We start from the raw sequence: 26,582 nt of genomic DNA on the forward strand, positions 1-26,582 counted from the left end.
AAGTGATAATGTTATATTATTCCAATCACTTGAGATGAGGTGCGCTATGCTTGAAAAAGATACGCATGAAATTCTGGCTTATTATGATGGCGGTGCAGAAATAGGCAGGTTAGAGCGAGGCATAGGAAAAATAGAACTGGAAAGATCAAAAGAAATCATTTCACGTTATCTCAGGGAGTCTACTCATGTTATTTACGATATCGGCGGCGGTGTAGGGGTCTACTCTTCGTGGCTGGCGGAGCTGGGATACGAAGTTCATTTATTTGATCTATCTTCCCAAGCCATTGAATTCGCTCGTCAGCAGCAACTGAATAAACCCATCATCAGCAAGCTGGAAACCGCGGATGCCAGAAATCTTGATCGTAAAGATGAAAGCGCGGACATCGTGCTATTGATGGGACCTTTATATCATTTAACGGAACAGAAGGAACGAGTAAAAGCACTGCAAGAAGCAGCGCGTGTCTTAAAAAAAGGTGGAACGCTGATTACTTCAGCTATTTCCAGGTTTGGCTCGCTACTGTGGGGGCTATCGGTGTACGGTGAGTGCAATACCATTGTGGAGGAAGATGCGTTCATGGATATGGTCAGACAGGAGCTAACAGATGGTCAGCATGTGCGCCCTGCTGCTTATCCCTCTTTTCTCACACGCTCCTACTTCCATACACCGGATGCCTTGCGCGCAGACTGGCAGGCGGCTGGATTGCCGAAGCCTCGTGTACTGGGCGTGGAAGGACCCGTCTGGATTGCACCCGGATTTGAGGAAAAGTGGGTGCTTCCTTCCCATCGCAGCCGCTTGCTGGATATATCACGGCAGGTTGAAGAGCAGGAATCCGTAATCGGTATGAGCCCGCATATGCTTGCGGTAGGTACCAAGTCTTAAAACTCAGCACCTCTACAATTACGGTCAGATGCCGCTGCTTTAATAGTTCACGATCTATTGCTACGATATCCTCTCCAAGCGGGTTAGCTATACCGTCCAAATGCTGAGTAAACGTCATTCGTCCACTCTTCATAGGCCGTAAATCCTTCATCACGGTTTCAAGAGCAGCTTCCCACTTCTCATCTGCCGGGTAATATAGCACGTAGTCTAATTCTCCTTTGGATGCCAGTTGAGGTAATAGGATTTCTTGAAGCAACATGTTGATTTCTTTTAAAAAGGCTTTATTGTCCGGACTTCCTCCCAGAAAAATGCCTTGGGGGTTGCTCAATACAGCGGTATCCCCATTATTAGATAAAAAAATTCTACCCGGTGTGGTGCCGCTAATAACACCTTGAATCGATATGTGATGCTTCATTGTAATAAAAAGACCGAATGCCTTATAAAAATAAGATTCCGCGAGTTCTATTCCTTTAATCATGTGATGAGCACACATCTGTCCGATTTGCCTCCCATAAGCCTATGAGAGATTCTTTCTTATTCATCTAAATACATAAATCTCTCATAAGCTTTTTGATTTGTTTGTTCGTGTTCAAACATCATCACTCCTTTAAACGTATTAGAGGATTAGGCTCTAAGATGGTCTGTACTTGATGCCTCGCTTCATTATGGATAAAACATACAATTCGGTCAAGTGTACTTCTGGTAATGAAGAAGGCCTCGGCAGCACAATTGAATGGCTTCTGTGTATAGGCTATTGTAAGGATAGGAGACTTATCCCAGATAAAAGAACTTACAGGAGGTTGTTTTCCTTGATGATCCTTGAGCTAGTGGCCATTATTTCTATTGCTCCCTTGTCCACGTTTTTCTCCTTTAGATACCGCTTGTGGAGACAACTATTATGAGAAGTGAACATGAAATGCTTCATACCATTCTCCATCTTGCTCAAGAGGACGAACGGGTACGTGCCGTGATTCTGAATGGTTCACGCGCCAATCCACATGCTCCACGGGACATTTTTCAGGATTATGATATCGTCTTTCTCGTATCCTCCATGGACAGCTTTATTCAGGAACGTCGCTGGATCAACCATTTTGGTGAATTGATCATTATGCAGACGCCCGATGAGCATATGGAACCTACTCCGATGCCCCGTGATCGTTTTGCTTTTCTCATGTTATTTACGGACGGCAATCGCATAGATCTTACTCTCTATCCTACAGAAAACATCGCCAATTGGACCCGAGACAGCTTAAGTGTACTGCTGCTGGATAAAGACGGGCTTGTGCAGCCTTTCCCACCGCCAAGTCTTCAAGATTATAAGACGATACCCCCAACCGCCCAAGCCTATGCGGATTCCTGCAACGAGTTCTGGTGGGTCAGTACTTATGTGGCTAAAGGATTATGGCGACAAGAGCTGCCCTATGCTAAATTTATGCTGGATCGGCCTGTTAGAGATGCGCTCCACTTGATGTTGGAATGGCATATTGGTATACGAACAGACTTCGCGGCAGATCCGGGTAAGCAGGGAAAATATTTCGAGAACCACCTTGAGCCTGAACAATGGACAGCCTACATCCAAACGTTTGCGGATGCAGATTATGAACATATGTGGCAGTCTCTTTTTATCATGGGAAATTTATTTAGAGAAGTTGCCTTGGAAGTAGCGAACCATTATGGTTACGAATATCCGACTCTGGACGATCAACGTGTTACGAACTATCTCCATCACGTAAAAGCTCTCCCAGCAGATGCTAAGGACATTTATTGATAAAAAACCAGGCTGCACTTGATTTATATGTGCTAGGCTGGTTTTATTTTTATACACTAACGTTATTCTGTCGTATGTGCTGCTTTAGATATTGCGCTGTTCGTTCCGGTTGCGAGATCGGAAAATGATGAGCTGCCGGAATATTCAGCGTATGCAGGGCATGAAATGGCTCGGGCAACTTATAGATCTGATCCTTCACACCCCATAGAATCGAAACCTCCTCTTTATACATTCTTTCGGATATCTCAGGGACCGACCGGAAGCTATCGGACTTGGTTAGCATGGCTAGGGCTTGCGCAGTCGTCTTTCTTACGCGTGGGGAACGCATTTCTTCAAGAACATATGTGATGTATGCTGGCGGGATATCGTCGATACTTTCAAAACAAGTCTGCGCAAGCAATTGCTTGCGTAAGCCTGACTCGCTGAGTCTGCCTAGCATACTCTCCGTAATTCGTGCGCTCCGATATCTGCGCGGAGCAGTATGCAATACAGGCTGCAATAGGTGTAAGCTACTGATACGCTCAGGTACGCGTTCCCATGCCTTAGCAGCTAGTAGTCCGCCGAACGAATGACCTACAAGGCAGATTGGCGTTTCCAAAGCCTGAATAGCCTGCACTAACGATTCAATGTGGCCTTCTAGTACATCCTCCTTATGATGGTATGGGGAACGGCCAAAACCAGGAAGATCCACCAAGCAAACAGAGGATTCCGGAAATTGATTTGCCAGCGGTATCAAACAATCTGCCCCGCTGAAAGTACCGTGAACTAATACGATCGTTGGATTTCCATTCTTCACCCTTCGCTCCAGGGTAGCTAATGGCCCACGTCTGTTGCGGACATATCCATCTGTATCTATGGTGGAATGAGCAATCCTGAAATCAAGATCAGTAATGACAAATGGGAACACGCTTTTGTTCATCGCCTGTGACAACCCGTATTTACGTTGAATCTCTCGTGCTGCATCCATTGGGTAGTCCACATCCACGATAAAATCGAGTGATTCCTTCGGAATACCTAACTTTTGGCCCAGAGGAGTACCCAGTATACTGGTTAGCCAAGCTGGCGAGATCGAACCGAGCGGTTTACAGACACGAAGCTCCTTCGCCATATTCGTTCCCAGCTCTATCATCGTTGGACTCTGCTGCCTGTCATCCATCAAGTAGTATGTTTCACTAGCAGGATGTGATTCCTTCGTAAGAACACTGATCAATTCGGCTGCATGATCTACATGGACCAAGGGAAGCCAATGAGATTTTCCGCCGGGGACAAGTCCCATAAGCTTGCGCGCTGTAGAACCTACGAGAATGCCTAGCCCACCAGTTTGGGGCGTATCCCCAGACTCTGAGTCACCCATGACAACGCTCAAATGGACAACCGAAAGCGGAAATCCTTCCTTGTGTGCTCCTTGACGAATACGCAAATCAGCCAAAAATTTCATCCGTTCATATGGAGGCGCTTGTTCCAAATGATCGATGATGGGCTCGGGAGTAATCCAGTTATGATCATTAAAAGGGCTTTTGTAACCAACCAAATGGATAAAATGTCGTAACCCTTTGCTCGCATGAATATGTGTAGCCAACGTTATCATTTCTTCTGCTGCTTGTAGAAAAGCTGCTCTCGCATCCTCCTCTCCCAGCAGAATATCCATCGGACCTCCTGCATGAATTATCACATCTGCTGTCTCCACGAGTTGCCTGTCAACAGGATTTAATCCTAGAGCAGGTATACTCAAATTGCCAATAACCGGTGTTAATTTCCCGATATGCCATGCTGTCTCCAAATCCATTTGTCTGCATATTTGTTCCCACTTCTGCTGCGAACGAACCAGGACGGTAATAGTGTGTTCCGCCTTTGAAAGTTGTCGTAACGTATGCATGCCGGTAAACCCTGTGCCGCCCGTGATAAAGATATGTGCCATATACGAAACCTGCCTTTTTTAATTTTTAGTACTTAGTAGTACTAATAAAGATTAAAAAAATCACTTTAGCAGAAGTGCTAAAGTAAATTTTAAATTTTCGAGTATGCTCGGGTCCTGGCTTGCATGCTGCAGAAAGAGCGCACCTTCAATGGCCGAGACGATGAATTGGGCCGTCGACCTCGCAGGAAGTTCAGCCTGAATCTCTAATCTTTCCCTTCCCTCGTTCAGCAATATTTCTACGGTAGTGATTTGGCTTTGGAAGAACTGGCTTATTTTATTCCGAAACAAGGCGCTATCTTGAGGCATTTGCGTATAAAGAGTAATAAAGGGACAGCCTCCCAAACAATCTGTCTCTTGCTCTGTCAGCAATTGAAGAAGGATTTCAAAACGTTCCTGAACAGACTGATCCTTACGCGAAACAACTTCATAAATCATCTCATTATACGTTTGAATCAGTTGATCCAGAATGGCTGAAAGTAGCTCTTCTTTACTTTTAAAATAATAGTAAATGTTCGTTTTGGACACATTGCTCACAGCCACAATTTCATCCATACTTGTTGCATGATATCCTTGGGTAAGAAACAATGAGGTGGCGATGCGCAGAACAACATCCCGATTCGTGATTTTATTTTTTTTCATCATATTTAGCACTATACGGTACTAAAAAAGACTTGTCAACCTTCGCTGGAACATGTCTACTCCAAAATATTATTTTTCGGCCAGAACCCGGTCACCTCTGCTCGCAGGCTGAGAAATAACCAAAAATTCAACATCCTGATTCGTTTCATTAAACATTTGATGAGGCACCATAGGAGGAACCTCACACCCTTCCTGAGATCCTAATTGGATTCGTTCACCATCCACTTCAAGTACCGCTGTACCTGATAAAATAAAGAAAAATTGGCGCGCATGATGATGATAATGTCTGACCTCATGTGTATTTCCGGGCATCCGCTCATGAATAATGCTCAAATCATTATTTTTCACCAAGCGCCAACCATCACATTGATCTCCCCATATATAATGTTCAGCATTATTTTTACTTATTTTCATATTGAACTCCTCCTTTTGCAATTACAGTTTTATTTTAAATATGGATTCATAGAGCTACAATCTTAATTTTAAAAAACGGCGGGACAAATGTAAAAAACACTCCGACTTAGTCAGACTGTTTTTATATATGCGCCTCGATAATTTCCTCCAACTTAATCCAGCTAAAATCCTCTTCCCCACGGGATAGCTTCACTTCTCGCCGACTTGTGTTAATTACTGTGACCAGTCCACGCAGCTCCTCATCATCAAATGGATTGAACACTTTTAGCGTAATAGGCTTACGTTCGTTATAGGATACGATAATGGCCTGTTCAATCTGCTGCATTTCCTGATCGTCCAGTGCTGGCTTGCCGCGCCTTCCTTGCTCCTTCATCAGTCTTAAATATGCCTCCCGATGCTCAGGCAAAATCATGCGTGAGCTTTCCCATATGCCATTTCCTTCAAGCTTTTTCCCCATCGTAAGCCCCTCCTATGCTGTTCTGGTTACCGGATGCCATGCCAATACATGATCTAATCGAAAAACACGTGGCTGGCCTGTCTGTAAACAGATGGCTCGTATCAAGCCATTCTGCACACGATGCACCTCGATACGCCGATGAGACAGTTTGCCCTTCCGATCCAAATACACGATTTCCACGATCTGCCCCACGTATTTTTCCAACATGATCCTTCACTCCTTATCAGAACGTTTGTTTGTATTATATGCGAACATGCGTTTGATTATCAATGTAAAAAAATCCCCTGAGGGATTTGACTCTCTCAAGGGATTTCGTAACAATGTAATCTGAACTTAAAAATTTAACTTCTACAAAAATTTATTATTTAGTTCGTTCCCTTACAGCAAAGTAATTTTCTTCATTATCTGCAAAGTTAAACACTCTTCCGAAAGGCATAGTTACAATTTCTCCAACTTTGACATTTTTATTTGATAAGTCGTCATATAATTGATCAAGATTTTCCGAAAAAAACATTAAAGAAGGTGTACCGAGATTTAATTCAGGTGACATTTTAGCAACGAATTCCTTATTGTGGAGAATAATGCTTGTTTCTGCACCCTTTGCAGGAGCAATTTCAATCCATCTCATTCCTTGACCATTATTTTCTTCAGAAATTACTTTAAATCCTACTTTTTTTGTCCAAAAATCCAGTGCCTCATCCTGGTTATTTACATACAACATAATTTGACCGACTTTACTAATCATTGATTTTTCAACTCCTTTGTATAAGTAATTCCCAAACCTCGATGGCCCTAATCCCATCTCCTCACTTTAAAATTCATAGGTGGATAGCTTAATATCTTCTTTATTCAAATCTTTCAGCGGATAGACAGGGCCATTCCAATAAGTCAGAATATCAAGCGGCTCATTAGTACCATGTTCTTTTAAAGAAAGAGATAATTCAAGTAATAAATGTGGAAGTTGATAAGAGCTTGTTAAAAACTGATATTCCTCTGGACTTTCACAGTCTTCTGCTCGATAGAACACAAAGTATCCCTCGGTATGATCCCCAATGAGTACAATATAGCGAGCAAGAAACATAATTTCGCCATTGGCAAAAGGAATGGAATGTGTCGAAGCAGAGATCAAGTCGGTCTCTAATCCCTCAATACGAAGGGTAAGTTCATTGTTAAGAGCATCCATTCTTTCCCTTTGTTCGCTGACGAGGTGTTCATAATTTACAGGGACAAGCCCTCCATTCTTGATCGTAGCGATCAGTTCGTCTATAAATACTTTTTGAGACAACACTCGATTGCTCATCCTATTCATCTCCATATTCGTGAAAATAAGCATGGAATTCTCGCTTTAACATGTTCAATATTTATGTATTAAAAATCTTGATTCCTTAACTCCCCAGCATTTTTGTGACTGCATTCACGACCCTTTCCATCTCAAATGGTTTAACAATAAAGTCTTTTGCACCTGCCTGAAATGCTTTTATAATCGCTTCCTGCTGCCCCAAAGCAGAACACATCAAAATATTGGCTTGGGGATCAAGCTCTACAATCTTTTTAACAGCCTCAAGTCCGTCCATCTTAGGCATATTAATATCCATGGTGATTAAATCGGGACGAAAGTGTGCGTATTTCAAAACAGCATCATACCCATTTTCTGCTTCCGCAATAACAGCGTGACCTAAATCCAAAAGAATATCCTTAAGCACAGAACGCATAAATAAAGAGTCATCCACTACTATAACTGTTGCCAAATTAACCTCTCCAATCCGTTGTCAAATGATATGCACGCCCAAACTTCAATATCGGTGAATAAACTAGTAATATTAATAGAAAGAATCTGTAAAAATAAAAACGCTACCAATGAATTATAAAAGAAATTTGAAACTAGCTACTACAGAATTAGTTTTCAAAAAAACGTTTCACAATGACGTAAATCATTTCTGAAAAGCAAATTACAAAGGACTATATATCTACTGTATCTAGAGCACTAGCCCAGAAAGTACAATCTTCTTAGATAGTTATAAAAAAACTGACGCCGGTATCATTCCGACGTCAGTTTTTAAACTTATTCGTTTAAGAATTCCTTATTCATTCAGAGCTTTTTTCAAAGCCTCCAGATTGTTTTTCATTACACCAAGGTAATCCAGGTTCTTCTGTTTGTCTTCATCCGTCAATCCTTCGAGCGGATTCAGTACATCGGTTTTTGAACCGATTTCAGTAGCTACGGTCTCAGCGACCTTCGGATCAACAAGAGTTTCAAAGAAAATCGTTTTAACATTATTTTCTTTAGCAAATTTGATAATACCCGCCAGCTTGTCTGGTGTAGGCTCTTGTTCCGGAGATAATCCGGCAATAGGTACTTGGGTCAGACCATATTGCTTAGCCAAATAACCAAAAGCAGCATGCTGCGTAATAAAATCTTTACGTTTTACATCTTTCAGACCTGTTTTGAACTCGTTATCCAGATCCTTCAGCTTAGCGATATAAGCATCAGCGTTTTTCTCATAATCAGCTTTGTTTGCCGGATCGGCTGCCACAAGCCCTGCTTCAATGGACTCTACTTCTTTTTGGGCCAAGACTGGATTAAGCCATACATGAGGGTCCAGCACATGATCGTGATCATGGCCTTCCTTTGCGTGTGCTTCTTCTCCTTCTTCCTCAGCAGTGCCTTCCATCAGGTTTAACCCTTTGCTCGCTTCAACTACAACACGCTTATCGTTGGACGCGCTGCTCAAAGCCTGTTCTGCCCAACCTTCGACGATACCGTTATAAACAAATACGTCAGCATCCTTAACCTGTGCCATATCTTTGGCGCTTGGTTCCCAGTCATGCGGCTCAGCACCGGCAGGAATCAACGCGGTTACGTTAGCATGGTCTCCAGCAACTTGCTTGGTAAATTCATACATTGGATAAAAAGTGGTGACCACATTCAGCTTGTCTGCTGTTTGTGCCGCATTCGGCTCGGTTTGGGAAGCATTTGTAGCTGTATTATCAGATTTGGCTCCGCAGCCAGACAAAATAAGTGCTAGTCCCGCAGACAATACAAATGATTTTTTGAACCATGTATTCATATTCATTACTCCTTTATGTGTTAGTTTTTAGTCACTCTCACTGTAATTACACTCACTGGCCTGTCGCATTCTTCCGTCGGGAAGCCTGCTGCTTGCCCAGCTTACGGACCAGCTTTTGAATACCAGCTCCTACGATCAGGAATAATAACAGCACCATGGCAATTGTCCCCCCTGGGGGTGTACTAAGTTCATACGACGCCGTTAAACCCATAAATACGCCGATCAATGCAGTGATCATAGATATCCAGATGGCTGCCGCGAAGCTCGGTGCGATTCGAATCGCCAGCGCCGCAGGGAGCACGATGAGTGAGGAGACAAGCAGTACACCGACAATCGGCATTGCAGCAGCTACAATCATCCCTGTTAAAATACTAAATGCAAATGAGATGGACTTGACAGGAAGACCATTAGTCTTCGCCGTTTCTTCATCAAAGGTAATCTGATACAATGGACGCCGGAATACAAAAAAGAAAATACCTCCGATCACAGCCACTACAATCATCAACATCAGCTCTGTCTGATTGACCGCTACTACCGAACCGAACAAATAAGCGGAAAACCCTTTGTTGATGCTCTGATTCAGATTCATTAAAATAACGGCCGTCGAGAGGCCACCTACCATAATAATAGCCACAGATATCTCACTATATGTTTTATAAGACCTGCGGACGTATTCAACGATAATCGCGCCGATTACGGCAACAATAAATCCAGTTATCGTTGGGTTAATGCCTAAATAGGCACCCGCTGCCACCCCTGCCAGCGATACATGCGATAGCATGTCCGCCATGAGAGCCTGACGCCGTAGCATCAGATAAACTCCAAGCACCGAGGCCAGCAGTGCAATTACCCCACCGGCACAAAATGCCCGCTGCATGAAGTCGTAGTGCAGCATTTCCATCCGCCATCTTCCTTCCTCTCAAGCTCAATAATTCGATCCAGATAATGTTGCACTTCCGATAGTCCATGGGTCACCATGACCACAGTTCTTCCATATTCCTTAACCTGCTGATTCATCAGATCGTAGAAATGATGGCGGCTTTCCTGATCCATTCCGGTCGTAGGCTCATCCAAAATGAGCAAATCCGATTCCTGAGCGAGTGCTCTTGCCACACAAATACGCTGCTTCTGTCCACCCGACAATTCTCCGATTTTACGGTGACGCAAATCCCACATGCCTACTTGACGCAGCGCCTGCTCAGTCAGATCATGATCCTCAGACCGCATACGGCGTAACCAAGAGCCATGAGTATATCTTCCTGAACGGACAAATTCCAAAATCGTACTTGGAAATCCGCCATTGAAAGCAGCAATTTGTTGGGATACAAATCCAACAACGAGCTTTTTGCCTTCACCTGTACGGTTAGACATGAACACCTTGCCCTTCCAAGGCTGAAGCAAGCCGAGCAACAGTTTGAGCATGGTTGATTTGGAAGCACCATTCGGTCCGGTAATAGCTACAAATTCTCCCGAAAAAATTTCAACATTGGCATCCACCAAGTTAGGAACGTCTCCGTAGCCAAATGTGACCTGTTCCAATGAGGCCAATAACATGACGCAAATCTCCTTTTCCTTTAAAAAGCCTGGAGCCATCTGAGCGATCATCATTTGCGCAGATTCTCCAGGTCGTTTATGATCATTAAACCATCTACCGTAATTATTACGATTTGGTAATAAAAAAATAAGCGTTTGATAAACGTAACCTTTACGCATTAGCAAGTTTAACAGTTTAGGCAAGGTTCGTCAATGTTTTGGAAACTCTTTTGTTTGTTTACTTCACCTTGTCCGGGTATAAGCCTGCCGCCAAGGTTTTCAACGCGATCGGAGCGCGCACGCCTTCAGCCGCTGCGGATAATGGCAGTACTATAAACCGTTTGTTTTTGATCGCTTCCACACCAGCCAGCGCAGGCTTGCTTAGGAGCAGCTTCTCTTTATCCGCCAGTGAAGTATCACCATAGTCGAGGATGACGATCACATCAGGGTTACGGTTCACAACCTCTTCCCAGCTTACCTCGGTAAAACTTTTGTCAATATCATCAAAAATATTTTTCGCCTTCACACTTTCAATCAAAGACGTTAGGTAATTGTTGGCAGCCGTAAAGGGCTTGTCTTCTCCGCTGTCATAGACAAACACCTTGGGTGCCTGTTCAACAACACCAATTTGAGTCTGAATGGACTGCACTTGTTCACGAATGTCATTTACCAGCTTTTCTGCACGCTCCTCAACCCTGAAAATACGCCCAATATTTAGTATATCCTGATACACATCTTCTAACGTGGGACCCGGTTTATTTGAGGACTCCTGTATATAGGTCAGCACCCCTTGTTTGGCTAGCTCCTCACGGGAACCCAGATTTTTATCATTAAAGGCACTCTTCCAGCCCGCATAGGCAAAATCCGGTGCAGCGGCCATAAACACCTCTTTGGACGGATATTGTCCGGCCAGTACCGGGATTTTGTCATATTGAGCCTTATATTTTGGCAAAATCTGATCATCCAAATACGCAGTTCCTACCATAGAGGATTCCAGTCCAAGGGCCAGCATAACCTCAGTTGCATGCTGGTTCAATGTAACCGCGCGTTTGGGCGCCTCGGGAAATGCCATTTTAACGCCCATGTTCTCAAGCTCTACCGACGTCTTATTGGTTGCCGATTGCAATGCGGCAGGTTGCTGCCCGTTTGCCAATGGATCGCTTGTTTGAGCTGTGTTTCCTGCTGCGCAGGCTGATAACAACAGCATCATCGCCAAAGCGAGCATAACCAGCGGTAACGCGGGCTTGCTATATTTTTTCATATGTACCGTCTCCTCTTTTATTTGTAGTATATCTTACCTCATCGTATCACCTTTTCTGTTGACGTTATGGATAGCCTCCTCTCCTGAGAGAATCCGGTAAAAAGGTAATATTCGGCTTCCCGGTTTTTGGATGAATGCAGATTTCTGTCTCCACACCGAATACACTCCACAGCAGGTCTGGCTGAAGCACATCCTCCGTTATGCCAGAGGCTACCACTTTGCCTTCTTTTAATACATACATTCGATCACAATAAAATGCCGCCAAATTCAAATCATGTAGTGCAGCTATCGTAGTTATCCGAAGTGTTTTGACCAAATCCAAAATTTGCAACTGATACCTGATATCCAGATGATTCGTCGGCTCATCCAAAACAAGAAATCTCGCCTGCCCGGCCAAAGCTCTGGCGATCAATACCCGTTGCTTTTCTCCGCCGGACAAGGTGGCAAAGCCCTGATCCGCCTGAGCATCCATGCCTACCCGCTCCAGCGCCTGCTCGACCAGTTCATGATCGACGACAGTATCTGCTTCCAGCAGTTTCTTATGCGGATGGCGCCCCATCAGCACGATGTCCCGTACTGAAAAATCAAACGTTTGCGGCGCATCCTGACTCACCACTGCCATTTGTCGGGCCGTCTCTTTATACTTCATCCGCAGCATATCCTGGCCATCCAACGTAACCAAACCACTGTCAGGCTTTAGCACACGATACATATTTTTGAGCAACGTCGATTTCCCGCTGCCATTTGGACCGATCAATCCGACCAGCTCCCCTGCTTTTACCTGGAGACAGATGCCGTCGATCAGCCGTTTGTCGTGAATACTGAAGGTCACGCATTCGACTTCTATATTCATTTTTCGCCTCCAAACGAGTAGGAACTACGACGCAGCAGCCACACAAAAAAGGGTCCTCCGCACACAGCCGTCACAATACCAATCGGCAGCTCCTGGGGAGCCAGCAGGAGCCGGGCACACACATCAGCCCACACGACAAAAATAGCTCCCGCCAATAGACTGACAGGCAGCACGCGCCGATGATCTGATCCTACGACCAGCCTAACGATGTGCGGAATCATAAGCCCGACAAAGCCAATCGAGCCACTAACTGATACGACTGCCCCTGTTAAAAGAGACGCCATAACAACCAGTAATACGCGGAACGCCTGTACGTTCACACCGAGCGTTACTGCGGTCTCTTCACCCGTTAGCAAAGCATTCAGCGAACGGTATCGGGTCAGGAGCACAGCCGTTCCAACGGCTACAATGAGGCTTGGAATAAAAAGCGTATCCCATTGAGCACCTGCCAGACTTCCCATCATCCAATACATCGCGTCACGAATGCCTTTTTCATTCGGGGCCATCGTAACGATAAAGCTAGTCACTGCCGACAGCATCATAGACACCGCCACCCCTGCCAGCAATAAGCGGGTCGTCGATATGCTCCCAGCCACACGGGATAACGCGAACACCATAAGCATTGCAGTTAACGAACCTATAAAAGCAGATAAAGGCAGCGCAAGTCGTCCTAAAAATCCGAAAGCTCCGAACACAATCACCAACGTGGCTGTTACCGAAGCCCCAGACGAGACTCCTAAAATATAGGGATCTGCTAACGAATTACGGATTAATGCCTGTATAGTCGCCCCTGTAACAGCAAGTCCTGCTCCTACGACAACACCTAGCAGCACGCGTGGAAAGCGGATTTCCCAAACGATATATTGCTCAGGCTTGGTCCATGTCACGGGTATCCACTGGTCCAGCCAGGGAAGATGGGACAGTGCAATTCGCCATATCGTCCCCGGTGCGACAGCTACAGGACCCAGCATAACCGCGAGTGTGACCGAAAGCAACAGCCCAGCAGTCAGCAGCAGAATTGTTGTAAATCCCCAAGTAGGCTTGCCCGCTAGGTGTGCGCGAGAATTATGTTGTGATGGATTAAGGTTGCTCGTTCTCGAAGTCATGAACTACTCAATGGCTTTTCGGCCGCTTCCAGCTTTCTCAATTGTCCCTCGATCTCGGAAGCAGAGAAATTCTCACCCATGACAACCGCTACATCGTTCACTGGCTTTTGCGGGCGGATCGGAATGATTTCCAGCTCCCGATAGGCAAATTGAAACATCATCTGGCCCTCTGATTCCAGAAACCGCACAATTCCTTTGGCCCGGTAAATTTCAGCTGGCAAACTGCGGAACAACTGTTCAAACTCGGATCGTGGCACAGGTTGTCCAAAGAAATGCGTGTGAACAACTACATGGTCGTAGGAATGATAATGCTCCCCATGTTCGTGGTCATGGGCGTGATCAAGGTGATCATGAGACTGATGGTCTGTATGGTCATCATGATCATACGTGTGCAGATGATTTTCCGAATGAGGATGTTCACTCTCAATATCAACTGCGGATTCCTTATGCCGCAAAACGTCCATACGCTCCTCTCCTTGAGTGGAGAAAAAAATACCCGCGTCCACGTCACTTCGTTGCGTGCTCACAGTCAGAGCATATGGATTTAACTCTTTTACGAGGGCCTGTACTTTCTGCAACTCGCCCGCAGCCAATAAATCGGTCTTGTTAATAATCAGTTTGGAAGCGCACCGAAGCTGATCCTGCATCAAACGAAGCGACTTGCTTCTCTCGTTCCCCGAGGCAAAGTCCAGAAATTGATGCGCGTCTATGACCGTGATAACGGATTGTAAAATCATAGAGGAATAGATGGAGGCGTCTGTCACTGCATCTACAATCTCCATCGGGTTAGCCACTCCGGTACATTCTACAATAATCACGTCCGGCTTATATTCATCAGCAAGATTCATGAGCTCGACGCCCAAATCCCCGCGAATGGTACAGCATATACAACCGCTGAGCATTTCCTTCATGGGTGCCTGGCCATTCACCAAACTGCCGTCCAGATTAACATCACCCAACTCATTCATCAAAATGGCTGGCTTGAAGCCCTTCTCCTTGTAGTAAGCCAGCGCATGCTGAAGAAGAGTGGTTTTACCGCTACCCAAAAAACCGGATAAAACAACAATCGGTATCATATAACCCCTCCTTGTCTTTACAACATTTAATATGGATCGTACCGTAAAAATTTCCTTCTTGCAATCCTTTATCAGAAATTAATCGTAATTATTACTAATAATAAACATAAATATATACGACCACTCTTTGAATTGTCAATATAGGAGGTGATACAAGCACAATCCAGCGGGCATGATTGTCCCTCTACAGACATAGGATGTAGATAAGAACCCTTATTCTCAAGGAGACGTGGAATGAAAAACAGTACGCTGTTGAAGATGCTGCCTTTTATAATTCCGTTTGCCTTTCTCATCCCTGTGCTTGTCACGCTATCTCCCCAGTGGCTTCGTTTGTTAGATATGGGGCAGCTGCAACCGTTAAAAACGGTATTTATGGGTATTTTTCTGGAAGCTGTTCCGTTTCTCCTTATCGGTGTGCTCGTCTCATCCCTTTTGCAGTGGCTTGTACCGGAGACATGGATTCGCAAAATAGCGCCTGCGCATCCTGTACCGGGTGTCCTGCTGGCCTCCTTACTAGGTATGCTATTTCCCATCTGTGAATGCGGCATGATCCCTGTCGTTCGCCAATTAATGCTCAAGGGAATGCCTGCCTATATGGGTATCACTTTTATTTTAAGCGGGCCCATTATCAATCCCGTGGTACTGGCTGCGACGATGATGGCTTTCCCTTCCCATCCCGAGGTCACTGCCGTTCGAATGGGTTTGGCTTTTGCCGTCTCCGCGATCATCGGGCTGATCGTGTATGCCTTTGTACGAGTGCATCCGCTCAAACGGTCGTTGCTCTCTTTTAACCAGCAAAAGCAGAACAATCAGACTCATCGGCATAGTCGCACATGGCGGGGCTTTTTTGTACATGCTGGTGACGAGTTTTTGGACATGAGTAAATATCTCACTATCGGCGCATTATTAACAGCCTGCATCCAAACCTTCATCCCACGTGATGAGATGCTTTCGTTAAGCAACGGAACGGTCGGATCGTACGCCTTTATGATGGGTTTTGCCTACATACTGTCGCTGTGTTCCACCTCCGATGCCTTTGTAGCCACTGCTTTTTCACATACCTTTACACTGGGTCCGCTGGCAGCCTTTCTTGTACTCGGTCCGATGCTAGACTTCAAAGGCACGCTCATGCTGCTAAGCACCTTCCGCACCAAATTTGTCGCCATCCTGGGCTTGCTCATTGTTTCACTCGTCCTAGTGGGTTCTATAGCTGCTGAATGGTTATTAGGGAGGTGAATACAAACGTGAATTCAACCTTTAGCATTCGCTGGCAATACGGCATGCGCTCCTTGCTCCTGATCGGATTGGCTGTGTACATCGTCTCATTAAGCCGCACGAATGCACTTCATTACTACTTGGCTCCCCATATGCAAAAGCTGCTCCTACTCTGTCCTGTACCACTCTTGTTCATCGCATTGGCGATGGCATGGCACGGAATCATCGGGGAGCGGGACGGTGAGGATGTATGTGATTGTGAGCATCCGTTGCCGCAAAGCTGGTTCAAAAAAACACTCGTATATGGAATGCTACTCATCCCGCTCCTGTTCGGTTCTCTGCTGCCCAATCAGGCACTTGGTAGTGATATGGCCGCCAAAAAAGGCATGTCCTTCACGTATCCCAACCCGGATATCCGACGAAAAACGGATACACAGACCACAAAAGCATCCACCGCCTCCCTTTTATCAACTGCATCTTCCGTCCCAACTTCGTCCCCTCCAGAGGGAAAATGGAGTCAGGAAACGCTGGATAAGCTGTTCGTTCCGCCTGACAAGTACAATGTAGAATTCGCCGAGCTGGCGAAACGCCTGTATCAGCAACCTATCATACAGATCAAGCCTGAGATTTTTTCCGAAACTATTGGAGCCATTGAGTTATATAAACAAGCTTTTGAAGGAAAGAAAGTACAGGTGACTGGCTTTGTCTATAAAGACGACAACCTGCCGGGTAAAGGCCTATTTGCAGTAGGAAGATTCCTCGTCATGTGCTGTACTGCCGATGCCATGCCATTCGGGATCATCGTCCAATCCCAGAAGGCCCCGTCCTTTGACAAGGATACCTGGGTGACCATTGAAGGAACACTGCATGCCACACAAAAGGGCAACGCTCCCGTACTTGAAATTCGATCCGAAAAAATAACCGCTGTCGAGCAGCCAGAATCCCCTTATGTCTATACCCAAGCAGACTCGGTAGCTACCTTTGATCGCTTGAACACAGCACACTAAACCCACCAAGGAGGAAAAATGATGAATAAAGTTCCTGTTATTTTAATCAGTGGTTTTCTTGGAAGCGGCAAAACAACACTACTTTTGCGCCTATTAGCCCATACTCGCCAAATCCCCCTTCGTGCTGCTGTTTTAATGAACGAAATGGGCGAATATGATGTAGACAGCGCTATAATTTCAGAGGAAATGCCTGACGTAACAGTAGAAGGATTGCTAGAAGGCTGCATTTGTTGCAGCAAAAGAAATGAGCTGGCAGGGGCTCTGCATACCCTGCTCAGCCAGGAGCCAGATCTGATCTTCATGGAAACCACCGGGGTAGCCAACCCCGAACAAGTACTGGAGGAGCTTCGCTCCCCTCTACTGGCAGATCGGCTTTATCTGGTTCACAGCATCAGTGTTGTGGATGCTGAGCTGTTCCATGAATACAACAGCCGCTTTACGGCTGATAAAGAACTGGTTCGCACCCTGCACGGACAGCTGCGCACCGCAGACTTCATTGTGGTGAACAAGACGGATACAGCAAGCAGCCGTGAAGTGACGAAGGTCGTCAAGAGCATCCGCAAGCTCAACGATACGGCCAAGCTGCAAACTACTGAATATAGCCGGGTTGACCTTGAACCACTACTAGAGCCTGTTCTGGCCTCCGCATCCGTTGCCGCGAAACCTGCACAGACACCTCAACCAGCACCTGCACAGGTCCAGCTCACTGATGCAGATGCACCGTTCGTCCCCATTCCCGTCAAAAGTATCGGAAGCACCAGTAGTGTCTCCAGAAGTACGGCTTTCAAAGTTATTTCGACACACAGTCATAACCACGATCCTAAGCAGCCTCATTCGTTCTCCCGTCTGGAGAGCATAACGCTGCATCAATATTCTCCTCAGCCACTCGAAAAACAACGATTAGAAAACTTTCTAACCGGGTTAGGTTCCTCACTGCTTCGAGCGAAAGGTTATTGCGTACTTCCTCAGGAAGGTACAATGCTTTTGCAATTTTCAGGAAATCACTTGGAGTGGCAGCCTACTGCACTTCCCGTGAGTCAGGGATATGTCACGCTAATTGGGGAGCAGCTCGATAAAGCATCCATTACCGACCAATGGGAACAGTGCTTCATTTCGCTATAAATGACAGGTCTAGATTAAGACAAAAAACCCTCCTGCATCTGCAGGAGGGTTTTTAAAAAGCGATGTTCACGGATTATTAGCATAATCCATAAACATAACGCTCGACTGTTCTTACTTAAGGTTATATTTTTTGTTAAAGCGATCCACACGGCCACCGATATCCACGTTTCTTTGTTTACCAGTGAAGAACGGGTGGGAAGCGGAGCTAGTATCTACACGGATAACTGGGTATGTGTTGCCATCTTCCCATTCCATCGTTTCTTGCGAATATTTAGTGGAAGCACTCAGGAAAGTAAATCCACAGCTAGGGTCCAAAAAGATAACTTTGTTCAATGTTGGATGAATATCTTTTTTCATTAGTTTCACCTAATCTTTCATATAGTTTTAGTTTCAAACTCAAACGTACTGGCGCAATACTCCATCAGTTGGCAAAAGGAACGGTTATGTCCCAGAAAAAAAGACGACAGATCATAACGGTTGCGCTCAAGCTCGTAAACGACAAGCAAACGATGCCGCATATATCGCATCGCCCATTGCACGAACGCTCCGGATCTTTCGTCAGCCTTCATCGTTATATAAGCATATAGTGAATGGTCCTCCGGCTCGTCCCAAATGCTGACACCAGCACAGGAGAACTCGGTAGCCACGTGCTTTCGATTCAAAAGGCAAAGCGTGCCATGTAGCTCGGCATCTATCATACAGCCTTGATAAAAAGCCGTTTTCTTAGGTGCAAGCTTTAACTTTGGACGCTCTGTCCACTGGACTAATTCAAGTTTTCGCCGGTTCCATAACGCAGGCTTTTGCAAACTTAACACGATTTCTTCATCGTTAACTGGAGAGATCATGCCGCAGCTCCTTTCATGAAGCCCTATATTCATTAGAATTACAGGCTCCGTTCAGGATGCAGGATCATTCAGGTTGCTATATAGCAAGCCTCAAATTATCTAGTTTCACGATGGATCGTGTACTTTTTCAGACGCGGAGAGTATTTTTTCATTTCAAGACGCTCCGGATGATTTCTTTTGTTCTTGGTTGTTGTATAGTTGCGATCACCGGATTCGGTGCATGCCAAGGTAACAATTACGCGCATTTCTCTTCCTCCTTAATTGGAATACATGGTATACAATTACAATAGTAATTTTTACGATTAGTTCTATTCTATAATTCATGCTCCGCTTTGTCAACCTTAGAGTCACGGTTTGTCGCTTCTTCTACCGTGTTCCAGCGATTACGGTACTGTGCAAGCTTCGGATGAAGTTCCTGGGGTTCGCTCGAAAGCAGCAATCTGACATTTCTAATCCATTCTCCAAACGATGCATAGGAAGCGCACAAATTTGCAGTTTCAGGACTCATGTACAAAAAAAGTGGGGTCGTATACTTTTCCGCCAAAAAACGGATGGCTGCTTCAATCGGCGTATACTTTTTACGCTTACCTTCCCAACTCTCAATCACAACAGCACTCAAAGCCTGCTCCCGCTGCCACTCTCCCAGCTCGTCCACCCGCTTGTAATACGAACGTACCGGCTGCTTCCACATTCTTCTGACGGTTTCTTCATGTAGCGGATACAGCACCAGCTTTGTAAAAGATAATGCAGCCCCCGTTTCGGCAAAAAGCTCCAGCTCTCTGGCTGTAATCTGCTCAAACGTATCATAGTAGACCATGGTCCCTTTATGCGTCTCGATCGGAGGCTCATAACCATAGGGCACATATTGAAGGTTTCTTGTCATGCCGGACACTCCGTCCTTCCATAGATGAACTTTTCCTTCTATATTATACCCTTGTTTTGGCATGAGTTTGCATCAAATGTTTATCCTTGTTCAACAGCAGGCGTATTACGGCGTGAACCCCTTCGGAATTGCAACGCATAAAGTCCCATCGTCACAAGCGCAATCAGTGCAAGCACCGTAAAAATATTGCTAAAATTGAACACCTGCACATTAGATACGACAGGATTCAAATGAAAGGACGACGAACTATCCAGCGTTTTGCCCAAAATACTTGTCGTGATCGCTCCGGCAATGAAATTCAGCAGAGATAGCAGCCCCATTCCAACACCAATCTGGTCTTTCGACAAGGTACGAGAAATCGTGTTGGACATGGCAATTTGCATGAAGGTCTGACCTACGTTTCCGAAAATAAGCAAAAATAAAATCAGATACGGAGATGCACCCACAAACGTAGACAAGCTGATAAAACAGATGAACAAAAGCGATACAGCTGTATAGACGAGAAACGAATTTCCTTTACTATCCGCCAAACGCCCCCCTCTTTTACCCAATAGAGCCGAAGCAATAGCAGCCGGAAACATAACCAGTCCAATTATTGCCGGCGTAAGCTGATTGAGACTGTTCAGAAACTGCGGTGCCAAGTACGGCAATCCAAAGCTAATCCCCGTCCCTAAAAAAGCGATAAGGAGCCCGTATGAATATTGCTTGTTACGGAACAGCTTCGGCTGGATGAATGGATCATGCGCAGTGTTAATGCGCCATATAAACAGTGCAAATAACACCATACCGAGCAGAAAAAACATCATATTGGTTTGCGAAATCGAAAGTAACAAGAAGGCTACTGTTCCACCCAGCAATAATCCACCAAGAAAATCGAACTTCTGATCCTCTCCACGCTGATCGTCCAAATATTTACGAAAGAACGGCAATGCGATCAGTGGCAGCATGGAAATGACGAACAAAAAACGCCAGCTTGCAAAGCCTGTGATCAAACCGGAAATAATCGGAGCCAGTGCAGTACCTAACGCCAAGCCGATTGCTGTGACACCCAAAGCACGTCCTCTTTTTTCAGCCGAGAAATAACGGACTGGGACGATCATAGCAGTTGCCGGAATAACAGCAGCCCCTGCAGCCTGAAGCAAACGAGCTACAATGAGCATCCAAAATTGATTGGCCAACAGTCCAATAAGCGAACCCAGTGCAAAAAAGATAATCCCAAACGTCAGCAAATCCTTAAGACGATATTTATCTGCCAATTTGCCGTAGGTCACTGAACCAACCGCATACACAATCATATAGCCAGTCAGCAACCAACTTACATCGGAAGCACTAATATGAAACTCCTCCCGAATCACAGGCATAACGACATTAAACATAAAAGCGTTCATCACTGAAAAAATAAGTGTGAAAGCCAACACACGCATAAGCTTATCCGCATTGGGATAAGTTTGTTCATTTATCATTTGGTTTTCTCCCTCTCCTGTAAACCTCTTATCTAAGATCGTATTTCACTGCTTTTGAATATCCCTATCCGGACAAACTCTCTATATATCCGCTCAAACGCGGGTGTTCGCATAACGGTAATCGTGGAGAATTTTTTTAAGCAGGCCGCGCAGCGTCTCCGATTCTCCGACAGATAATGTTTCACCTACCGAGCTTTTAATTGCCTCAATGGTACGTTCAGCTGTCTTGTGAATCTCCAAACCTTCCTCAGTCAAATAGATTTGCTTCATTCGTGCATCTTCCGGGTGACTTTTGCGTACTGCCCAGTTTTTCTTAACGATCCCGTTAACCAGGCTGGTAACGCTTGATTTATCAATAAGCAATAGCTTTTCCAAATCCGTATTGGTGACTCCAGGCGATATCGCCAGTATATAGAGCGTCTGCGATTGTGGGGAGGTGAGCCCCAAAGGGCGCAGTGCTGTTTCAATTTCGCGCCGGACGGTAGTGAAAATCCATTTAATTAAATACATCGTGCTCTCTTCCTCCCAAGGAAGACAAACGGGATACACCTCACTTCCCATCTCACTACTAACCTCCATATCTATCTAATTTTAATAGTTTGAATTCCAACTAATTTTAATCAGCTGTCTACTTGGTGTCAATACTTTCGTAAAATGATGTTTTACTAGATAAGGTGAATTTCAAATTACGAATTCATTTTTCATGTAAATATAGGCATAATAAAAGACGAGCCCTTGAAGGAAACCCGTCTTTTACTTCATTCATCATTCATTTCTGTTTTATAGTTGCTTAGTCTGCAGTTTTCACTTGAACTAGCGGATATTCTTCTCCATCAACGGTAACCGTACTAGCATCATTCAGCTCCAGCCGTTGCCAAATGGTCAACAGCGTACGATAAGGATACTTCTTCAGATCATACTCCGATGGTGCGTCAGTGTCTGTGTTGGTTCCATTACCACTACCCTCAGTAGAAATCTCTGAAGTCGAGCCTCCGTCCGTATTGTCTGTCACTGCTCCAGACTGATCGCCGCTTTTTCCGCTGGATGTACCACCACTGGCTGTGGAATCACTGTCTGTGGATTGTCCATCTGCTGTCGTGCTTTTTGTAGTGGCGCTCCCAGTGTTTACGTCACTGGATGGATCATTGTTCGCTTTAATGGCTGCTTCCTTGTCGTTCTGTTCAGCAAGCGTAAAATTTTCGTATAAGTGCTCCTGTTGATCCGTCCCGACAATGACGAGCTTCTTCGGCTTAAATTCTGCCTGCTCTGTCGATGTCTGAAACGCAAACAACAGCTTGACCATTTTCGTAGTGGACTTGGTATTAGGCACATGTGTCACTATCGCCGTAGGCTCCTCTTTTACGGGCACTGTAGGCTCTACAGGCTGTTGTACAGGCTTCGGAGCAGCAACAGGCGCAGGTGTGTCAACAGATCCGATCACTCCGGTTGCTTTAAGGCCACCTAGCGTACCTGCAATGACAATCAGCACAATCCCGGAAATCACCCCACCTTTACGGAAACGACGAAGTGTTTTGACCAAGGGCGTGTCCGTCTCCCGCTTTGCTGCCAAATAGAAATTTTTAAAAGCAGGCTTTGCAGGTTCAAAATATTGACGCCACAGCGTTTTTTTGTGCAATCCCTCTCGTCCTTCCTTTTGGAAGAATAGAAGTAGCGCACGTCGATACGCCGGTTCGAAACCGCCACGTGGAGTAGCAAACTCGGGGTGTTCCTCTGACCATCGGATAAAACGGTACATCGTATCGTTATCCTTCGCCCATTTGCGGATCGAACCGACTAGGCGAGCGAAGTCCAATATTCCTTCTCCCGGCCCGTCAGAACGATAGAAAGCAGGCAACAGACGGGCAAAATGGCCTTCCGCAAGCTGCTGGGGCAGCCAGCCATAAGCCCAATCCTGTACCTTTTCTACTTCGCCAGGCTCCAGGCCGTCCAGCACCGCCGGTTCCGGTTCCTCCGTATTAAACCAATCGTAAGCCGCAATCAATCGCACTGCTTGTCCCTTGAGAGGAGCAGGCAGCTTTCCAACCCACTGCACCAAATCGGGCCGTGTGAAAAATGGAATCTGTACGACCTGATCGGGTGATATTTCTTTTAGCTCTACTTCGGTAAGTAAATACCGATCCGACGCTTCCTGCAAGCGCTCTGTCAATCCAGATTGCTCCAGCGGGGACAGTTTGCCTACGGCAGAGCTGCTGTCCCATTGACGCAAGCGTTGGTGAATGGCAGCCACAGCCTCTACTGGTTTTCTTTCGGCACGCAGTCTGCCCATCAGCGCAGATTCTGCCAAAAGCTGAAAATCGGCATTCGCCGACACTTCAATATACCGACTGCCCCATTCGTGCACAACAGCCAGCAGTCCCTTGGCATCCGGTGTTCTTTTCATCTGACTGTCCATGTAGGGAATGAACAGCATTTTTGTAAGTGCTGGATTACCCAACACTTTCGTAAAATATGCCTTGCCTAATGATGGATTTTCTTCAATCGTATGATAAATATACGTAACTGCTTCCGTATTTCTGGCAGTATAAGCATTGTTTAGCGAACGGATTAAATATTCCACCAACCGATTTTCGCTGCTGCGTGCATGAACTTTATAATAGTCCTTGAAACTATCGACTAGACCTACGTCTGGAATATATCCATCCTTCACCCGATCAAATTCATGATCAAAAAACGACAGAAACAGATCATTCAGCCTCATTTTACGTGGCAGCGCATCGGGTGGCGATAAATAATCAGTCAAGCTTCGTAACACAGCGATTCGTTGTTCGTTGTATAATGCCCGCTCTCCCTGCTCAATTCTGTACAACGTAATTAGCTCATGATAGCTGGATGGCGTCAAATCACGCCCGGCCTCCATACCCGTCAGCATTTGCTCGGCAAATTTGAAGAAATCGTCCGGCGTCTCACCATTCAGCAACGTACGAACAATCCAGTCAAAATACGGCTGTCTCACCTGCTCTGCATCCACATTAAGTATTCGACTATGGTTAGACAGGTCAAATACAAAGTCCTTTTCCACATTCCGATCACCGGGACGCAAACTAAAAGGCTCAACGAACATCAAGTGAATGCCTTTTCTGCTGTTCGGTTCCTGTGCATATGTAAGAAATCCGAGTCTGTTACGAAATGCATAAGGCAGTGCCGCATACAGCACACCCAGTAGCTGCTTGGCTGAAGATCCGACCGCTTCTACAGGAACATTCAGCGCTACATATACCTTTTTGCGACCTGCTGCGGACATCATGACTGCGTATAAAAGCTGTTTGAACACTTCTTCGCTCAGCTGTAATTGAGTCAGCACTGTAGACGGGTCAACAGCCGGAAATACACTTCCACCCGGTAGACGCTCCAATTCCGGCAAATCCGTTCCCTGCTCAATATCATAGGTATCAACAAAGGATGTGTTCAGCCACTGCTTATAGTCAGACGGAGATTCACCATGTCCGGCTGGAATCACATAGTTGTGCGTGAAAAAGGCGCTCCGCAGCCCAGTAAAATCCGCGGCCTTATAAATACTGCGGCCAAGCACTACATCCCCGGACTCCGTCCGTACCAGATGTATAGCTTCCGGATAGACGCTTTCCTGTTTCTCACCACGCGCCGTCAAAGCAGCAGGCGCATCATATACACATAAGGGATGGAGCACCTTTTTAATAAAAGAAGCATCCAATCCTTTGGAATTAGCCACTGTATCGAAGCCTTCCGTAGAACGGAAAATACCACGCCGTTCCCGTGTGTACATCTGCTGTTGTATTAAATGAGAGGTAGAATAACTCACTGTGATTCTCTCCCCTCAATGTACTTCAACTTATAAAGCAGCCAAATGAATGGCTCATCCACACGGATCGGACTAACCAACCCTTGCAGCTTTTGCTCCACCGGATTGCTACCCAGCGCGGAAACTGCGAAATAGGCCGTATCCGTAAAATATACATCCATCGTGCCCTTGAACGGCTTATCCACCTTTTCGATGAAGCGTCGAACTTCGCCATCAATGTTCGCGAACTCATCCAAATCCATATATTTGCGATGCTCCATCGGATTAAAAATATTGCTGTTCGTCTTGATGTATGTGCCTTCTTCATCTGCCAACGCAGTAAGCATATCACTTTTGGTCAGGACGACAGCGGTCGGAATATCCGTTTTCCCTTTTTCCTGATAAGCGATAAAATCACCGAACATCGTAAGTACGACATCACGCGGTTCATCGTATTGCGAGACCCATTCACCCGGCTTATCGCCAAGGTTAATCTTAATGCGCTCCCGAATAGAGCGGATTTGCAGTGGATCGACCATAAAGAGAATACCTGCAGAATTCTTAATATGCTGTCCATGCAGTCCCAGATAGTCCTGATCTACCATTCCCTCACCGGCGACATCAAAAAATACCAGCGTCAGTGGCGGCTTTTCCTCATCCTTAAATACAAACTGGAAGATAAAAGGCTCCTGCATCTTTTCTTTTTGTGTCGATGTAAGCAGATCCCCTCGTTCAAATAGGGGTTCCTCATACATGGTGCGGAACTTTCGGCTGATCTCTGCATTGAGCGGCATGCAAGCCGCGTCAAAATGATCGGCCGTAACATGCTGCAACGTGTGAATCAGTGAGGTCATATAAACAGATTTCCCCGCCTGCGAAGCTCCAATGATCGAAATGATATTGCTAGGCACCTTACCCGCGGTCACGGGCAGTTCGTTATGGCAGTGCGGGCACAGTCGGTGACGCGTCAGCTCGCCATAACGGTCGGTCAGTCCTGTCAGTACATGATCAGAATACAATCGATGTTCCTCAGGGACATCATGGGGATGCAAAATCGCCTCCATATCATGCACACTGTCCAAACCAAAACGCTCCCGATATTTGTTCAACAGCTCATCTTCACCCAAAGCGTAGTCCTCGTCATCTTCACGGTGATGAGAAGCACGGAATACCACTTCCTCCGGGGAAAATTTACTAAAGCAATAAGGGCACACAATATCATAAAATAACGGCCTTGGCGCTGCCTGTGGCTTTCTTCTGAATAAATTGCTAAGAAAACTCATCGGTTGCGGCCTC

The 26,582-nt window shown here is 45.6% G+C and carries 28 protein-coding genes; 5 read left to right on the forward strand and 23 right to left on the reverse strand.

Annotated features, from left to right (window positions below):
- The first annotated feature begins 46 nt into the window (after positions 1-46).
- Together NSS66_RS00165 and NSS66_RS00170 are read left to right on the forward strand one after the other, a co-directional pair.
- Positions 47-880: a class I SAM-dependent methyltransferase gene (locus NSS66_RS00165; RefSeq protein WP_075154137.1), complete on the forward strand. Its 834-nt coding sequence runs from the start codon at positions 47-49 to the stop codon at positions 878-880.
- 898 nt (positions 881-1,778) lie between these two features.
- A complete protein-coding gene (locus tag NSS66_RS00170) occupies positions 1,779-2,648 on the forward strand; it encodes an aminoglycoside 6-adenylyltransferase (RefSeq protein ID WP_053325341.1) in 870 nt (289 codons plus the stop codon).
- 49 nt (positions 2,649-2,697) lie between these two features.
- On the opposite strand, the gene NSS66_RS00175 is transcribed toward NSS66_RS00170, so the two are convergent.
- The 15 genes from NSS66_RS00175 to NSS66_RS00245 all read right to left on the reverse strand — a co-directional run bounded on the left by NSS66_RS00175 (position 2,698) and on the right by NSS66_RS00245 (position 14,973).
- Positions 2,698-4,566: an alpha/beta fold hydrolase gene (locus NSS66_RS00175; RefSeq protein ID WP_340958178.1), complete on the reverse strand. Its 1,869-nt coding sequence runs from the start codon at positions 4,564-4,566 to the stop codon at positions 2,698-2,700.
- Between the two features lie 60 nt (positions 4,567-4,626).
- Positions 4,627-5,208 carry a TetR/AcrR family transcriptional regulator gene (locus NSS66_RS00180; RefSeq protein WP_226887689.1) on the reverse strand — a complete coding sequence of 194 codons (582 nt, stop codon included), beginning with the start codon at positions 5,206-5,208 and terminating at the stop codon, positions 4,627-4,629.
- Positions 5,209-5,274: 66 nt separating this feature from the next.
- Complete coding sequence (locus tag NSS66_RS00185) at positions 5,275-5,619, reverse strand: cupin domain-containing protein (RefSeq protein WP_028542344.1); 345 nt, start codon at positions 5,617-5,619, stop codon at positions 5,275-5,277.
- Positions 5,620-5,740: 121 nt separating this feature from the next.
- Entirely contained in the window at positions 5,741-6,076 is a 336-nt protein-coding gene (locus tag NSS66_RS00190; RefSeq protein WP_028542345.1) for a YolD-like family protein, read from the reverse strand.
- A gap of 12 nt (positions 6,077-6,088) precedes the next feature.
- Entirely contained in the window at positions 6,089-6,283 is a 195-nt protein-coding gene (locus NSS66_RS00195) for a hypothetical protein (protein WP_028542346.1), read from the reverse strand.
- Positions 6,284-6,437: 154 nt separating this feature from the next.
- A complete protein-coding gene (locus tag NSS66_RS00200; protein ID WP_023988409.1) occupies positions 6,438-6,821 on the reverse strand; it encodes a VOC family protein in 384 nt (127 codons plus the stop codon).
- 66 nt (positions 6,822-6,887) lie between these two features.
- Positions 6,888-7,376 (reverse strand): hypothetical protein, encoded by a 489-nt coding sequence (locus NSS66_RS00205; protein WP_023988408.1) that lies wholly within the window; start codon positions 7,374-7,376, stop codon positions 6,888-6,890.
- An 85-nt stretch (positions 7,377-7,461) separates the two neighbouring features.
- Positions 7,462-7,824: a response regulator gene (locus NSS66_RS00210; protein WP_023988407.1), complete on the reverse strand. Its 363-nt coding sequence runs from the start codon at positions 7,822-7,824 to the stop codon at positions 7,462-7,464.
- Positions 7,825-8,157: 333 nt separating this feature from the next.
- Positions 8,158-9,144, reverse strand: a complete 987-nt coding sequence (locus NSS66_RS00215; protein WP_279830571.1) for a metal ABC transporter substrate-binding protein — start codon at positions 9,142-9,144, stop codon at positions 8,158-8,160.
- A gap of 52 nt (positions 9,145-9,196) precedes the next feature.
- The gene (locus tag NSS66_RS00220; RefSeq protein WP_028542348.1) at positions 9,197-10,045 is read right to left on the reverse strand and encodes a metal ABC transporter permease; all 849 of its coding nucleotides are present in this window, start codon (positions 10,043-10,045) and stop codon (positions 9,197-9,199) included.
- Complete coding sequence (locus tag NSS66_RS00225; protein WP_025724201.1) at positions 9,991-10,698, reverse strand: metal ABC transporter ATP-binding protein; 708 nt, start codon at positions 10,696-10,698, stop codon at positions 9,991-9,993. Before NSS66_RS00225 ends, NSS66_RS00220 begins: the two co-directional genes overlap by 55 nt.
- Positions 10,699-10,915: 217 nt before the next feature.
- The gene (locus NSS66_RS00230) at positions 10,916-11,938 is read right to left on the reverse strand and encodes an ABC transporter substrate-binding protein (protein ID WP_340958184.1); all 1,023 of its coding nucleotides are present in this window, start codon (positions 11,936-11,938) and stop codon (positions 10,916-10,918) included.
- A gap of 64 nt (positions 11,939-12,002) precedes the next feature.
- Positions 12,003-12,791 (reverse strand): ABC transporter ATP-binding protein, encoded by a 789-nt coding sequence (locus NSS66_RS00235; RefSeq protein ID WP_053325336.1) that lies wholly within the window; start codon positions 12,789-12,791, stop codon positions 12,003-12,005.
- Positions 12,788-13,897, reverse strand: coding sequence for a FecCD family ABC transporter permease (locus NSS66_RS00240; RefSeq protein ID WP_053325335.1), 1,110 nt, complete (start codon positions 13,895-13,897; stop codon positions 12,788-12,790). The genes NSS66_RS00235 and NSS66_RS00240 overlap by 4 nt, the downstream gene beginning before the upstream one ends.
- Positions 13,894-14,973 carry a CobW family GTP-binding protein gene (locus tag NSS66_RS00245; RefSeq protein WP_340958187.1) on the reverse strand — a complete coding sequence of 360 codons (1,080 nt, stop codon included), beginning with the start codon at positions 14,971-14,973 and terminating at the stop codon, positions 13,894-13,896. The genes NSS66_RS00240 and NSS66_RS00245 overlap by 4 nt, the downstream gene beginning before the upstream one ends.
- Positions 14,974-15,207: 234 nt before the next feature.
- On the opposite strand from NSS66_RS00245, the gene NSS66_RS00250 reads away from it, so the two are divergent.
- From NSS66_RS00250 to NSS66_RS00260, 3 genes are read left to right on the forward strand one after another with little or no spacing between them, the layout of a single operon-like run.
- Positions 15,208-16,209 (forward strand): permease, encoded by a 1,002-nt coding sequence (locus NSS66_RS00250; RefSeq protein ID WP_028542352.1) that lies wholly within the window; start codon positions 15,208-15,210, stop codon positions 16,207-16,209.
- An 8-nt stretch (positions 16,210-16,217) separates the two neighbouring features.
- On the forward strand, positions 16,218-17,195 hold the full coding sequence (locus NSS66_RS00255) for a TIGR03943 family putative permease subunit (RefSeq protein ID WP_071558808.1): 978 nt from the start codon (positions 16,218-16,220) through the stop codon (positions 17,193-17,195).
- An 18-nt stretch (positions 17,196-17,213) separates the two neighbouring features.
- On the forward strand, positions 17,214-18,317 hold the full coding sequence (locus NSS66_RS00260) for a CobW family GTP-binding protein (protein WP_049828476.1): 1,104 nt from the start codon (positions 17,214-17,216) through the stop codon (positions 18,315-18,317).
- 111 nt (positions 18,318-18,428) lie between these two features.
- Here NSS66_RS00260 and NSS66_RS00265 read toward each other — a convergent pair whose 3' ends face one another.
- From NSS66_RS00265 to NSS66_RS00300, 8 genes are all read right to left on the reverse strand, one after another.
- The gene (locus NSS66_RS00265) at positions 18,429-18,674 is read right to left on the reverse strand and encodes a type B 50S ribosomal protein L31 (RefSeq protein ID WP_013310118.1); all 246 of its coding nucleotides are present in this window, start codon (positions 18,672-18,674) and stop codon (positions 18,429-18,431) included.
- 17 nt (positions 18,675-18,691) lie between these two features.
- Positions 18,692-19,162, reverse strand: coding sequence for a hypothetical protein (locus NSS66_RS00270; RefSeq protein WP_069079659.1), 471 nt, complete (start codon positions 19,160-19,162; stop codon positions 18,692-18,694).
- A gap of 95 nt (positions 19,163-19,257) precedes the next feature.
- Entirely contained in the window at positions 19,258-19,407 is a 150-nt protein-coding gene (gene rpmG, locus NSS66_RS00275) for a 50S ribosomal protein L33 (protein ID WP_007430271.1), read from the reverse strand.
- Between the two features lie 68 nt (positions 19,408-19,475).
- On the reverse strand, positions 19,476-20,045 hold the full coding sequence (locus NSS66_RS00280) for a hypothetical protein (protein ID WP_053325330.1): 570 nt from the start codon (positions 20,043-20,045) through the stop codon (positions 19,476-19,478).
- A gap of 80 nt (positions 20,046-20,125) precedes the next feature.
- Positions 20,126-21,508 (reverse strand): MFS transporter, encoded by a 1,383-nt coding sequence (locus NSS66_RS00285; RefSeq protein ID WP_340958194.1) that lies wholly within the window; start codon positions 21,506-21,508, stop codon positions 20,126-20,128.
- Positions 21,509-21,601: 93 nt separating this feature from the next.
- A complete protein-coding gene (locus NSS66_RS00290) occupies positions 21,602-22,069 on the reverse strand; it encodes a MarR family winged helix-turn-helix transcriptional regulator (RefSeq protein ID WP_340958195.1) in 468 nt (155 codons plus the stop codon).
- Positions 22,070-22,298: 229 nt separating this feature from the next.
- A complete protein-coding gene (locus NSS66_RS00295; RefSeq protein WP_340958198.1) occupies positions 22,299-25,307 on the reverse strand; it encodes a GAP1-N2 domain-containing protein in 3,009 nt (1,002 codons plus the stop codon).
- Entirely contained in the window at positions 25,304-26,569 is a 1,266-nt protein-coding gene (locus NSS66_RS00300; RefSeq protein WP_023988391.1) for a TRAFAC clade GTPase domain-containing protein, read from the reverse strand. The genes NSS66_RS00295 and NSS66_RS00300 overlap by 4 nt, the downstream gene beginning before the upstream one ends.
- Positions 26,570-26,582: the final 13 nt, after the last annotated feature.

Source organism: Paenibacillus sp. FSL R10-2748 (genome assembly GCF_038005565.1).
Lineage (GTDB): Bacteria > Bacillota > Bacilli > Paenibacillales > Paenibacillaceae > Paenibacillus > Paenibacillus polymyxa_B.